This is a genomic window from Amycolatopsis sp. H20-H5, assembly GCF_035828755.1.
GTDB lineage: Bacteria > Actinomycetota > Actinomycetes > Mycobacteriales > Pseudonocardiaceae > Amycolatopsis.
This window is the reverse complement of the sequence record NZ_JAYMZS010000034.1, coordinates 66,966-79,498: the sequence shown is the minus strand read 5'-3', so window position 1 is coordinate 79,498 and position 12,533 is coordinate 66,966. Positions and strand designations below refer to the sequence as shown.

Here is a 12,533-nt window from a genome sequence, read left to right as displayed (position 1 = left end):
GTCCAGCCGCAGACCGTGGTGGCAGCGCCGAAGAAACCGGCCAACCGCACCGCGGTGAAACGGCGCTGGAGCCTGACCGTGATCATCCTCGTCCTCGGCGGCGGCGCGGCCTTCCACGCCCGACGGCACCGCTGAGCCAGGAGAGAGGCGGCATCGTTACGGGGGTGACGTCTCGAAGACGGAAGCCGTCCACCTCCGGCACAGAGACTCCTCCGGGCGTCGCGCGACGCCCGGAGGAGGAAAACGGATGAAGCGCACACGGATCGCACTCGTCGCGGGGCTGGTGGCGTTGCCGCTGCTCACCGCGGGCACGGCCGGGGCACACGGACGGCCGTTGAAGGCTCGCGACGACGCCTACCGGGTGCGGGCCGGGCACACCCTCGACGTCGGCGGCGACGGGGTGCTCGGTAACGACCGCGGTGCGCCCGTCACGCTGGTTTCCCACGGCGCGCCCGCCCACGGCGCACTCGACGTCGACGCCGACGGGTCCTTTCGCTACACGCCGGAGCCCGGCTTCACCGGCACGGACTCGTTCACCTACAGCGTTTCCGACGCCGTCCGGCTCTACCGGACGCACCTGCCGCCGCTGGCCACCATCGGCGGTGTGCAGCTCAAGAGCGGGGCGTACGGCTCCGGCCTCACCGCCGTGCCCGGTTCCCGCGACGAGTTCTACGGCCTCACCGACCGCGGCCCGAACGTCGACGGCCCGAACGGCGAGAAGATCGAGCCGCTGCCCGCCTTCGACCCGGCGATCGGGAAGTTCCGGCTGACCGGCGGCAAAGCCGTGCTGGAGAAGGTCATCCCGCTGCGCGCCGCCGACGGCACGCCGTATTCGGGCCGGGTCAGCCCGGAGGCGAACACCGGCGAGAAGATCGTCGACCTCAACGGCACCGTGCTCGCGCCGGACAAGAACGGCTACGACTCCGAAGGCCTGGTGGCCCAGCGCGACGGGACGTTCTGGGTCTCCGACGAGTACGGCCCGTACATCACGCAGTTCGACCGGACCGGCCGCGCGCTCCAGCGGCTCTCGCCGTTCGACGGCTCGCTGCCAAGGGAGCTCGCCAACCGCGTGCCGAACAAGGGCATGGAGGGCCTCACCCTGACCCCGGACGGCCGCACGCTGGTCGGGATCATGCAGTCCGCGCTGCAGCAGCCGGACCTGACGAAGAAGCCGTCCAACGTCACCACGCTGCGAATCGTCACTGTCGACCTCACCACCCGTGCCACGCACGAGTACCTGTACCTGCTAGACAACCCGAAGACGACCAGCGGCGCGGTCAGCGAGATCACCGCGCTGTCGGCCACCCGGTTCCTGGTCGACGAGCGGGACGGCCACGTCGAGCCCGGCGCGAACAAGAAGCTGTTCGAGATCGACCTGACCGGCGCCACCGACGTCGGTCCCGCCGCGAACGTGCCGGGCGCGGTCTACGACGCGACCAAGGGCGGCCTGCTCGTCGGCGACCAGAAGCGCACCCTCGACGCGCACGTCGGCACGGACGACACGGCCACCGCGACCACGGACCTCGCGGCCGTCGGGATCCGGCCGGTCGCGAAGAAGCTCTCCCTCGACGTCGGCGCGCTCGTCACCCGGCTGGACCCCACGGGCGGCTTCTTCGGCCACGACAAGGTCGAGGGCGTGGCCACCACGGACGGCGGCCGGACGCTGGTGATCAGCAACGACAACGACTTCGGCGTCGACGGCGTCACCACCACCGCCCCGCCGTACGGGCTGCACCCGAAGACGCTGCCCAACGGCCGCCAGGACGACGGCGAGTACCTGGTCGTCGACACGACGAAACTGCCTGCCGCGCTGTCGACCGCGACTGTCACGATCCAGGTGCGGCGCTGAGCCGACAGTTCGCGACACGGGCCGGTGCGATGAACGGACCGTTTGTCGCACCGGCCCGCGAACGTGCTCGGCTTCGATTCAGTACTTGAACTGGTCGACGTTGTCCTGCGTGATCAGCAGGGGCTCGCCCAGCAGCACGGTCTGGTTCGTGGCGTCGTACTTGACGGCGGGCAGCTCGGCGTTCACCTTGTTGACCTCGGCGAGCTGCTTGCCGTCGGCGAGCTGCTTGGCCGTCCACGCGGTGAGGTAGCCGAGCGACTCGACGTTCCACAGCACCGACATCGAGCTCGAACCGTCCTGCAGGTACGGCTTGATCGCCTGCGGGGTGCCGACGCCGACGGTGTACACCCGCCCGATTTTCTGCGTCTCCTGGACGGCCTTCGCCACCCCGGGCGCGGACGTGGTGCACTCGCCGATCAGGCCGGTCAGGTCCGGGTGGCGGACCATCTCCTCCTTGGCGAGCACGGTGGCGGCCTGCGGGTCCTCCCCGGCGTAGAGCGTGTCAACCAGCTGGGCCTGGGGATAGCGCCTCGAGGCGTAGGCCTTCTGTACCGCGATCCAGGCGTTGAGGTTCGCCGCCGCCGGCCCGCACGACACGATCGCGTACTTGCCCGCGCCGCCCATCTTGGTCATCAGCGCGTCGGTCAGTGCCTCGCCCACGCCCTCGGCGGTGGCCTGGTTGACGAACACCTCGCGCTTCGAGCCCGGCGCGTCGGTGTCCGAGGTGAGCACGTGGATGCCCTTGGCCCTGGCGTCGGCGATCGCCGGGGCCAGCGCGGCGGGGTCGTTGGGCGCGACGGCGATGACGTCGACCCGCTCCCGGACGAGGTTCTCGACGATGCGCTGCTGCGCCGCCGGGTCGACCGTCGCGGGGCCGTCGATGGTCCATTCGATGCCGAGCTCCTGGGCGGCCTGGCGGCCCCCGCTGTCCATCGCCTCGAAGTACGGGATCCCGGCGACCTTGGGCACGAACGCGACCCGGACCGGTTTCGGGCTCTGGCTCGCCGCCTGCTGCTCCTGGCAGCCGACCATGCCGAACACGGTGCCCAGCAGCACCACGGCGCTCAGCACGAGCGTCTTCCTGGGCCCTCGCATCCCCACCATTCCTCACGGGACTCTCGAACGGTCTGCGCACGGCGGAGACCTTGCGGCGAAAGGTAGGGGAACCGGTTACCCGGGTCAACGGGTTGTGCGCAAAGGGTTACGGAAGTGAGTTGATCGCGCCTGCGACAGTGATCATGATCGCCCTCCCCGATCACCCTGCGCAACCATCGTTTCGAACCGGTCGGCGCTGGTCCGGCGCGGGCGGGCGCGGGACCATGGAGTGATGAGCTGGGTAGCCAACTTGATGGTCTCGGTCGTCGCCGAGGACAGGTCACAGGTGGAGTCGCTGAGCGAATGGCTGAGGAACCGGGCGCCGCGTCAAGGCGGGTCCTCGATCCTCGGCTGCGGGTACCTGCTGGCGATGAGCGGGCCGGACTCGCAGTGGGGCGGCTGGAAGTATCCCGAGTGCGAGGTCTGGGCGGGCACGCTCAACCACGCCGATCTCGGCGCGGTGCTCGACCGGGTGCGCAAGACCCCGTGGCAGGTGCCGGACGCGCTCCAGGTCTTCCTCAAGGATCAGGAAGACGCCTATTTCCGGCTCTGGATGTTCCGCGACGGCGGGCTCCGGCAGTGCGCCCCCGCGCTGCCGAGCGAAGCGGACGCCGACTTCCTGCCCTGAACGGGTGAGCTGTATTGCCTGTTCAATTTACCCCAGGGGGGTATATTGGCGGGCATGAGCGAACAGCAGCACGGAGCCAGCTGGCCGATGGCCGCCACCGCGACCCTGCATTGCCTGACCGGTTGTGCGATCGGCGAGATCCTCGGCATGGTTGTCGGGACCGCGTTCGGGCTGAACAACGCGGCGACCGTGGTCCTGTCGATCGCGCTGGCGTTCGTCTTCGGCTACGGGCTGACCATGCGCGGGGTGCTGAAGTCCGGCCTCGGCCTCTCGGCGGCGTTCAAGGTCGCGCTGGCCGCGGACACCGTGTCGATCGCGGTCATGGAGATCGTCGACAACACCGTGGTGGTGGTCGTGCCGGGCGCGATGGACGCGGGTCTCGGCAGCCTGCTGTTCTGGGGCTCGCTGGTGGTCTCGCTGGTCATCGCCTTCGTGGTGACGGTGCCGGTGAACAAGTGGATGATCGGCCGCGGCCTCGGCCACGCGAAAGTCCAAGCCCACCACGCGCACTGACGTCACCGGCCGAAAACGGGAGCAAAGGTCCCTTGCTCCCGTTTTCGGCCGGCCCGCGCAGGTCTCTGAAGGCCACCTTGAGGGCATCTGTGTCCCTCATGGTGGCCTTCAGAGACTTCTGGGGCAGTCACGCCAGTGGCGGGCCGGTAGTCACACGCTGGTGAGGTCGATCGCGTGGGAGAGTTCCCGCGGCTTCGTGATCCGCAGGATGGCCTCCAGCAGGTAGTAGTCGGCGTACGGGAGGGAGACCTCGACGCCGTCCTCGGCCGGCCGGTTGCGGGTGCAGCGCGCCACCACCGCTTCGGCGCGGGTGGACTTGCGGGTCAGGCAGGTCTTGGACACCGCGGTGAGCAGCCGCAGCGCCGCGTCGCGGTAGTGACCGCGGCCGGTCGCCCCGGCGAGGTCCAGCAGGCCGCAGGCCATGATCGTGCCCGCCGACGCGTCCTTGATGTCGTTCGGCGCCTGGGGCGAGCGGTAGTCCCACACCGGCACGTGGTCCGGGGTCAGCGCGCCGAGTGCGAAATCGGCGAGCTTGCGGGCGGTGGTCAGGAATTCCTTGTTCCCGGTCCGGCGGTAGATCGTGGTGAACCCGTAGATGCCCCACGCCTGCCCGCGCGACCAGGCCGAGTCCTTGCTGTAGCCCTGGACGGTGTTCGGGCCGATCGGGGCGCCGGTGGCCGGATCGAAGTCGTACACGTGGGGGATCGACCCGTCCGGGCGCGGGAACGCCTTCTGGGCCGTCTTCGCGTGCGCGGTGGCGATCTCGAGGTACTTGCTGTCCCCGGTCTGCTCGGTGGCGAACGCCAGCAGGTCCAGGTTCATCATCGTGTCGATGATGACGCGGCCCGCGTTGGCGGGGTCGGTCAGCGCTCCCCAGGCGCGGATGAAGTGGCCGTTCGGGTTGTAGCGCTGGATCAGTGAGGACGCCGCCCGCACCGCGCCCGCGCGCCATTTCTCGTCACCGGTGATCCGCCACGCGGTCACCCAGGACGGGTAGAACAGGAAACCGAGGTCGTGGGTGGCCGTGTCGTACTGGCGTGGCGCGAGCTTTTCCGCCGAGGCCAGCGCGAGCGTCTTGAATAACTCGTCGCCGCTGTGCAGCCAGGCCATCCACAGTGTGCCGGGCCAGAATCCGCCGACCCAGTCACCATTCTGCGAATAGGTCCATTTCTCGAACTTGGTGCTCACGGGAAAAGCGGTCACGTTCGGGGCGACCGCGCGCAGCTTCGCCACGGCATAGTCCGCTGTCGCGCGCAAGCCCTGTGCACCGTAGGCCTCTTCGGCGCCGCCCGCCTCGCTCGCGGCGGCGGAACCGGTTGTGGTGACGATGGTTCCGGCCGCCGCGGCGGTGACGGCGGCAGTGGTCAGCAAGGTTCGCCGGGTAAGGCTCACGGGGGCCCGCCATTCCGAGTGATGAATGCGTCACGAGAAGGTCGGGAAAGTTTTACACAAAAGACTCGCGCTTGTATACCCATTCCGGCGTGCGTTCATGGTTGTGAATTGTTCATGGTTGTGAATTCACGGCCGGAATGATGTTGGCGTTGTGGTGGAAGACATTCGACGGGTCGTAGCGCGCCTTGAGCGCCGAGAGCCGCGCGTACTTCTCCGGCCCGTAGGACGCGCGCACCCGGTGCTCCTGGTTTCGGTCCACCCGCCTCAGCAGTGCGGGGCGACCGGCGAGTCCGAGCCGGTCTGCAGGAACGTGTCCGAAACGTAGTGGCCGGGCCCGATCCGGTCCCAGATCTTGCCGGTGCCGAACTTGCCGGTGACGGTTTCGCCCTCGACGTAGCATTCGATGGTCACCTTGGCGTAGTTCGCCGCGAAACCCTTGACAGCGGCCGTCGTGCTGGCCGACGCCCGCACGTTCATCGGGTCGCCCGCGGTGGAGACCACGCCGGTGGGGCCGGAGCCGGTCCACAGGTAGGTGACGTTCACGTAGCTGTTGTCGGACAGCTTGAGCCCGTCCCAGAACACGCCGTCCGCGAGGTCGATGCCCGCCGGGTTGCCCACCTTGTAGCCGAGGCCGCTCTTGCCGCCGTTGTAGCCGTCCTGATACGCGGCCTGCGCCTCCGGCTTGCCCTGCGGGAGGTCCTTGAACGACTGACGGATCGAACCCGGGTTCCAGTAGTCGTCGCGCTCGTTCCACGGGCCGGTTTCCCACACCGGGGCGTACTCGCAGCGGCTGTTGTCGGTACGGCAGACGCGGGCGGTGTAGTTGCCGGTTCCCTTGGGGGACACGGACTTCCCGGACGGGAATGAGACGAAGTGGTCGCGCGAGGTGATCACGTGGCCGTTCGAGGTGGTGCCGCCGACCAGGCCCTCACGCGTGCCGTAGACCTTGTACGTCAAGGCAGTCGCGGCGGAGACGGCGTCGGCCCGCGGGCCGAGGTCGGCCGTCAGGCTGACGTCGCGGACCAGGGCGCTCACCCCGTCCTGCCCGGTGGTCAGCGCGACGCGGACCTGCACGGAGTCCACTGTGGCCGGAAACTGCGCCGCGCCGGGCGTGGCGGGCAGCCATTCGGTCCAGTCCTGCGGGCCGGTCCGGCCGCGCACGTCGACCTCGACCGTGGTGCCCTTAGGCGTCTCGGCCGAGACCTGCGCGCTCACCCGGTTGACCGGGCGTCCCAGCTGCTGCTCGCCCAGCACGAGGTAGCCCGCACTGCCCGCGATCACGTCGGGTTTTCTGTGCCACGCGGCGTTCCGCAACGTCAGCGTCCCGGCGTCGGCGCGGACGTTCACGTCATCACCATCCACAGTGGACAGATCGGCGTGCCACGAGCCGCTCGGCGTGGCCTGCGCGGGCACCGACGTCAGCGCGGTGACCGCGCCCGCGGCGAGCAGCGTCCCCAGCACACGGCGGGCCACGACGGCCCTCCCAATCCGTACCATGCCGGACTCCCTTCGAGCACCCATCGATGATGATCGCCGAAGTCTGCCGAGACCTTGTACACAATCCGTACAAGCCTGGTGCGGTCGTGAGGGAAAGGAAATCAGGCGGACGCGATATGCCGCCGCGGGCGCGCCGCGGCGCCGGTGTACGTCGATTCCGCGGCCTGCTGCAGCCGGGTCGCCAGCGCGGATTCCTGCGGCCGCGCGGAAAGCTCTCGCCAGATCGCCAGCGCGCGTTCGGAATAGGTCCGAGAGCGCTCCGGCTGGCTCAGCGCCTCGTGCAGCTCGCCGAGCAGCTGGGACACCTCGGCCTCGGAGCGCCGGTCGCCGTTGCGGCGGTGCACGCTCAGCGAATTCACCAGCAACAGCTGCGCGTGCGCGAAGTCGCCGCTGTGCAGGCAGAGCTCGCCGAGGTTCTGGTTGGCGTAGCCGACGCAGTGGTCGTCGCCCAGCTCGGTGAAGATCGCGATCGCCCGGTCGACGTGGTCGCGCGCCGCCGCCAGGTTGCCGCGGTGCTGCTGCAGCAAGGCGATCCGCTTGAGCGCGTGGGCCTCGCGGTGCCGGTCGCCGATCGACGCGGACAGCGTGAGCGCGTCGGTGAACCAGCGCCCGGCCGTGGTGTAGCAGCGCCAGGACAGCCACACCGCGCCCGCCGCGATCCGCGCGACGGCCTCACCGTGGCGGTCACCGGCCCGGTCGAACAGTTCCAGCGCCTCGTGACAGCGGTCGAGCGCGACCGCGCCCTCGCCCCGCAGCCGCAGGATCGTGCCGAGACCGGCCAGCGCGACGCCCTCGCCCTGCGCGTCGCCGACCTCGGCGAACAGCGCGCGCGACTGCTCGAACGACACCAGCGACTCCTCGTAGGTGTCCTGGTAGAGCTGGATCTGCCCGACGTTGCGCAGGATCATCGCCGCGCCGCGCACGGTCCCCGCCCGCCGGGCGGCGGCCAGCGCGACGGCGTGGGTCTGGTGCCAGTCGTCCTGGTGGCCGCGCAGGTCGAAGTACGGCGTGAGCGCCGCGGTCAGCCGCCAGGCGAGGTCGTCGAAGCCGAGGTCCGCGGCGAGCGAGACCAGCGCGACCGCCGTCTGCCGTTCCCCGGCGAACCACGCCGCCGGGTCGTCGAGCAGGCGCCTGGTGCCGGGCGGGAGGTCCGGCCGCACGGCGGTGTCGTCCCGGAACTGGCCGAAGAAATGGATCGGCATCCGCTCCACGGCTTCGACGCTGAGCGCCAGGTAGCCCTCCAGCACGCGCTTCGCCGCTTCGCGCGTCTCCGCCGGGGCCTCCTTTTCGGCGAGCTCGGCGGCGTAGACGCGCAGCAGGTCGTGGAGGCGATAGCGCGGCTGCCCGGAGGCGTCCGAACCGACCAGCTCGATCAGGTGCGCGTCGATGAGGACGTCGAGTACGTCGTCGGCCTCGTCGCGGTCCAGCACCGCGGCGACCACCCAGGACGGGAACTGCAGCGGGCCGAGCGAGCCCAGTGCGCGAAACGCCGTCGCCGCGGAAAGCGGCAAGAGGTCGTAGCTGAGGGTGACACTGGCCCGGACCGCGAGATCCCCGACGCGCAGTTCGTCGAGCCGCCGCCGTTCATCGTGGAGCCGGTCGGCGAGCATCCGCAACGTCCAGCTCGGCCGGTGCGTCAGCTTCGCGCCGACCACCCGGATCGCCAGCGGCAGATAACCGCACTGCCGCAGGATCGCGGCGGCGCTCTCGGGCTCGGCGGCGACCCGCTCGCGCCCGACGATGCCCTTGAGCAGCCGGGCGGCTTCGGTTTCGGGCAGCAGGTCGACGTCGACCGCCCGGACGCCCTGCAGATCCGGCAGCCGCAGGCGGCTGGTGATCAGCACCGCGCAGGCCCCGGCACCGGGCAGCAGCGGACGCACCTGCGCCGCGCTCCCCGCGTCGTCGAGCACCACGCACATCCGGGTCCCGGCGAGCCGTGACCGCAGCAAAGTCGCCCGTTCGGCCAGGTCACGGGGGAGGCCGCCGTCGGGGACGCCGAGTGCGCGCAGGAGCTCGGCGAGCACGCCCATCGGGGTTCGCGGGCAGGACGAGGTGCCGGCCAGGTCCACGTGCAGCTGCCCTTCGGGGAACTGTTCGCGCACCGCGTGCGCCACCCGCACCGCGACGGCCGATTTCCCGACGCCCGGCGGGCCGGACAGCACCACGATCGCGGGTTTGTCCAGGGCCCGGCGCTCGCGCAGCAGCTCGACCAGGCGCGTCACCATGGTGTCCCGGCCGGTGAAGTCCGGCAGGTCCAGCGGCAGCTGGCAGATCGGGGAGCGCGGCGCGACGGGCGCGGCGCCGTCGACGCGGCCGCCGGTGCCCAGCGAAGCCCGCAGCTCGCGCAGCCGGGGCCCAGGCGGCGCGTCCAGCTCGTCGGCGAGGACCTGTTCGGCCTCGAGATAGGCCTCGAGCGCGTCGGTCGTCCGGCCGCCGGCCCGCAGCGCGACGATCAGCTGCTCCCAGAGCTCCTCGCGCAGCGGATGCGCGGTGACCAGCCCCCGCAGCTCGGCGACGGCTTCGGCGGAGCGGCCGAGACCGATCCGCACCTTGAGCCGCTGCTCCTGCACGGAAAGCCGCAGCTCGTCGAGCCGCGCGATGGCGGCGGACCAGCCGTGGTCGTGGGGCAGCCCTTCGAGGACGTCGCCGCGCCAGAGCTCGTCGGCCCGGTCGAGCAGGGCGAGCGCCGTTTCCGCGTCCCCGCGCTCCAGCGCGCCCCGCGCCTGGGTGGCGAGCGAGCCGAACAAGGCCTGGTCGAGCTCGTCCGGGGCCGCCGTGAGGATGTAGCCCGAAGCGCGGCTGGCGATGCGGTCGCCCAGCTCCGGGTCGTGGTCGGCGAGCCTGCGGCGCAGCGAATGGACGTACGTGCGGATGTTCGCCGCCGCCGAGCGCGGGGCCGATCCCGGCCACAGCACGTCGACCAGCACCTCGGTGGAGACGACCACATTGGGCTGCAACAGCAAGGCGGCCAGCAGCAGGCGCGGTTTCGGGCCGCCGAGGGCCGCGACAGTGGTGTCGACCACGACTTCCAACGGCCCCAGAACGCGAAATGAAATCGCTTTTACCGACACCGTACGTCCCTTGGATGCCCCATAGCGCGGGATAATAGGAGAATTACTACGGGTTTGGCTAGCGCCATCCGGATGGCGGCGGCACGGCCTTTTGACCGTCGTTTTATATGAAACATGTACGGTCTGCCGCCACGCTGGGGCCATGAAGCGTTCAAGCGTCCGGTGCAGACTGGCGGGCTCCGGGGTGGTGCTGGCGACGGTGTGCGTACTCGGGCTCGCCGGGGCGGTTCCCGCGTTCGCGGCGACCGGCACGGTGCAGACCGCGGGCGACCCGCTGAACGTCCGCCGCGCGCCGAGCACGAACTCGTCGGCGGTGCGCACGGTGGCCAACGGTGCTTCGGTGACCATCGATTGCCAGCCGACCGGGACCCAGGTCACCGGGCCGCTCGGCACCACCACGCTGTGGGATCACGTGCCCGCGCTGGGTGGTTACGTCTCCGACGGCTACGTCAAAACCGGGTCGGACCAGCGGATCGCGCCCGACTGCGGAGTCGGCTCCGGCAGCGCCGAGTGCTCGACCGGCGTCTGCGCGGGGGAGGGGCTGTTCCGCTCGTCCGACGCGCATTTCCTCGTTTACGACAAGAACGCCGACGGAAAGTCCGCCGTCGTCGCCTACTGGCTCAAGGGTGGCGCGGGACCGTTCTACGTGTGGAACTCCGGCGGTAACGGCACCAGCGTCGACAAGGCCGTGGCGGTGGCCAAGGGCGGCTGGGTCTATTTCAAGGTCTGCGTCGGCAACTACGCCGCGACGAATCCGGTGCTCGAAGCCTGCAGCGGCGGAATCACCGATTACGCCGCGTGAATTTCCGCGCGCCGCCGCTGTCTCCCCGTAATGGTCACTGGAAGGAAATGGTCATGCCTCAGGTGAATCGGCGAGCCGTCCTGCTCGGCGGGCTGGCGGCGGCGGGCGCCGCGGTGATCCCGGCCGTGCTCCCGTCTTGGGCGAACGCCAGGACGACCGCGGCGGCCCCGGTGATCCACGACCCGTTCCAGCTCGGCATCGCCTCGGGCGACCCGCTGCCGGACAGCGTGGTGCTGTGGACGCGGCTCGCGCCCGCGCCGCTCAATCCGGACGGCTTCGGCGGGATGCCCGACGCCACCTACGCCGTCGACTGGGAGCTCGCCGACGACCAGGCGTTCACCTCGATCGTGCAGCGGGGCACGGCGAGCGCGGTGCGGGCATCGGCGCACAGCGTGCACATCGAGCCGCGAGGGCTGCTGCCCGGCCGCGAGTACTTCTACCGGTTCAAGACCTCGGGGTACCTCTCGCCGGTCGGCCGCACCCGCACCGCACCCGCCGCGGGTGCCTCGGTCGACCAGTTGAAGTACTGCTTCACCTCCTGCCAGCACTGGGAGGAGGGCTGGTACCACTCGTACAAGGGCGTCGTCGCCGACGACCCGGACTTGGTGCTGTTCCTCGGCGACTACATCTACGAAAAGAAGTCCGGCCGGGTGAAGGCCGAGCTCAACCCCCGGCGGCTCGCCGTCGCCGACGAGGCCAATTCACTCGCGCTTTATCGCGCGCGGCACGGTCAGCACAAGACCGACGCGGATCTGCAGGCCGCGCACGCGCTGGCGCCGTGGATGATCGTGTTCGACGACCACGAGGTCATGAACAACTGGAACGGGACCACCAGCCCCGCGCCCGCGGCCCGCAAGGCGGCCGGGTTCCAGGCGTTCTACGAGCACATGCCGATCCGGTCCACAGCCAGACCGAACGGCTCGTCGATCCAGCTGTACCGGCAGTTCAACTGGGGCGCGCTCGCCCGGTTCCACCTGCTCGACACCCGGCAGTACCGCAGCGCGCAGGTGCCCGACCCGTCCGGTGCGGCGGGCCCGGCCTGCGGGCCGATGCGCGACCCCGCCCGCAGCATCATGGGCACCACCCAGGAGGCGTGGCTGCTCAAGGCGTTCGAGACGCATCCGGCGACCTGGGATTTTCTCGGCCAGCAGGTGTTCTTCGCGCAGCGTGACGGCGACGGCAACAGGGCCACCTGCGAGAGCAACGACTCGTGGCAGGGCTACGAGGCGTCGCGCGACCGGATCGCGAAGGGCTGGGTCGACCGGAAGGTGCCGAACCCGGTGGTGCTGACCGGCGACGTCCACCGCCACTGGGCGGCCGACCTGCGGCAGGACTATTTCGACCACAGCGACCCGATCATCGGCTCCGAGCTCGTGACCACCTCGGTGACCAGCAACAGCGACGGCGCGGCCGACCCGAGCGCGGCCTGGTACGCGAACAACCCGCACGTCAAGTACTGCCGGGGCAAGCGCGGCTACGTGCGGGTGACCACGAGCCAGGCGCAGCTGCGAGCGGCTTTCGTCACCGTCTCGGACACCTCGCAGGCCGACCTGTCGAAGGTGACGATCGCCACCGACCGCAGCTACGTCGTCCAGGCGGGCAAACCCGGCCTCCACCAGGTCTGACCGGGGCCAGCCTCTTCCCGCGACAAGGGCGACGATGGTGGTTCCTCTTTCGAATTCGCCC

At 70.2% G+C, this 12,533-nt stretch carries 10 protein-coding genes; 5 read left to right on the top strand and 5 right to left on the bottom strand.

What is annotated here, in order from left to right; translation table 11 throughout:
- Positions 1-247: 247 nt before the first annotated feature.
- On the top strand, positions 248-1,849 hold the full coding sequence (locus tag QMK34_RS20380) for an esterase-like activity of phytase family protein (RefSeq protein WP_326415725.1): 1,602 nt from the start codon (positions 248-250) through the stop codon (positions 1,847-1,849).
- A gap of 78 nt (positions 1,850-1,927) precedes the next feature.
- Here the strand turns inward: QMK34_RS20380 and QMK34_RS20375 are convergent, their stop codons facing one another.
- The gene (locus QMK34_RS20375) at positions 1,928-2,950 is read right to left on the bottom strand and encodes an autoinducer 2 ABC transporter substrate-binding protein (protein ID WP_442785185.1); all 1,023 of its coding nucleotides are present in this window, start codon (positions 2,948-2,950) and stop codon (positions 1,928-1,930) included.
- 226 nt (positions 2,951-3,176) lie between these two features.
- Between QMK34_RS20375 and QMK34_RS20370 the strand changes: the two genes are divergently transcribed.
- A complete protein-coding gene (locus tag QMK34_RS20370; protein WP_326415723.1) occupies positions 3,177-3,572 on the top strand; it encodes a hypothetical protein in 396 nt (131 codons plus the stop codon).
- 87 nt (positions 3,573-3,659) lie between these two features.
- Positions 3,660-4,085, top strand: coding sequence for a DUF4396 domain-containing protein (locus QMK34_RS20365; protein ID WP_442785184.1), 426 nt, complete (start codon positions 3,660-3,662; stop codon positions 4,083-4,085).
- A gap of 150 nt (positions 4,086-4,235) precedes the next feature.
- On the opposite strand, the gene QMK34_RS20360 is transcribed toward QMK34_RS20365, so the two are convergent.
- The 4 genes from QMK34_RS20360 to QMK34_RS20345 form a co-directional block, all read right to left on the bottom strand.
- Complete coding sequence (locus QMK34_RS20360) at positions 4,236-5,456, bottom strand: glycoside hydrolase family 88 protein (protein ID WP_442785183.1); 1,221 nt, start codon at positions 5,454-5,456, stop codon at positions 4,236-4,238.
- Positions 5,457-5,589: 133 nt separating this feature from the next.
- On the bottom strand, positions 5,590-5,736 hold the full coding sequence (locus tag QMK34_RS20355; RefSeq protein ID WP_442785182.1) for a BBE domain-containing protein: 147 nt from the start codon (positions 5,734-5,736) through the stop codon (positions 5,590-5,592).
- Positions 5,737-5,741: 5 nt separating this feature from the next.
- Positions 5,742-6,974 carry a hypothetical protein gene (locus QMK34_RS20350; RefSeq protein ID WP_326415719.1) on the bottom strand — a complete coding sequence of 411 codons (1,233 nt, stop codon included), beginning with the start codon at positions 6,972-6,974 and terminating at the stop codon, positions 5,742-5,744.
- Between the two features lie 101 nt (positions 6,975-7,075).
- Positions 7,076-9,997: an AfsR/SARP family transcriptional regulator gene (locus tag QMK34_RS20345; protein ID WP_326415718.1), complete on the bottom strand. Its 2,922-nt coding sequence runs from the start codon at positions 9,995-9,997 to the stop codon at positions 7,076-7,078.
- Between the two features lie 190 nt (positions 9,998-10,187).
- Between QMK34_RS20345 and QMK34_RS20340 the strand changes: the two genes are divergently transcribed.
- Positions 10,188-10,847, top strand: coding sequence for an SH3 domain-containing protein (locus QMK34_RS20340; protein ID WP_326415717.1), 660 nt, complete (start codon positions 10,188-10,190; stop codon positions 10,845-10,847).
- A gap of 53 nt (positions 10,848-10,900) precedes the next feature.
- A complete protein-coding gene (locus tag QMK34_RS20335; RefSeq protein ID WP_326415716.1) occupies positions 10,901-12,472 on the top strand; it encodes an alkaline phosphatase D family protein in 1,572 nt (523 codons plus the stop codon).
- The last annotated feature ends 61 nt before the right edge of the window (positions 12,473-12,533 follow it).

Bases quoted from the DNA above. Each gene is read 5' to 3' on its own strand.
- QMK34_RS20370 (WP_326415723.1), top strand. From the start codon at position 3,177: ATGAGCTGGGTAGCCAACTTGATGGTCTCGGTCGTCGCCGAGGACAGG.
- QMK34_RS20380 (WP_326415725.1), top strand. From the start codon at position 248: ATGAAGCGCACACGGATCGCACTCGTCGCGGGGCTGGTGGCGTTGCCG.
- QMK34_RS20335 (WP_326415716.1), top strand. From the start codon at position 10,901: ATGCCTCAGGTGAATCGGCGAGCCGTCCTGCTCGGCGGGCTGGCGGCG.
- QMK34_RS20340 (WP_326415717.1), top strand. From the start codon at position 10,188: ATGAAGCGTTCAAGCGTCCGGTGCAGACTGGCGGGCTCCGGGGTGGTG.
- QMK34_RS20350 (WP_326415719.1), bottom strand. From the start codon at position 6,974: ATGGTACGGATTGGGAGGGCCGTCGTGGCCCGCCGTGTGCTGGGGACG.
- QMK34_RS20365 (WP_442785184.1), top strand. From the start codon at position 3,660: ATGGCCGCCACCGCGACCCTGCATTGCCTGACCGGTTGTGCGATCGGC.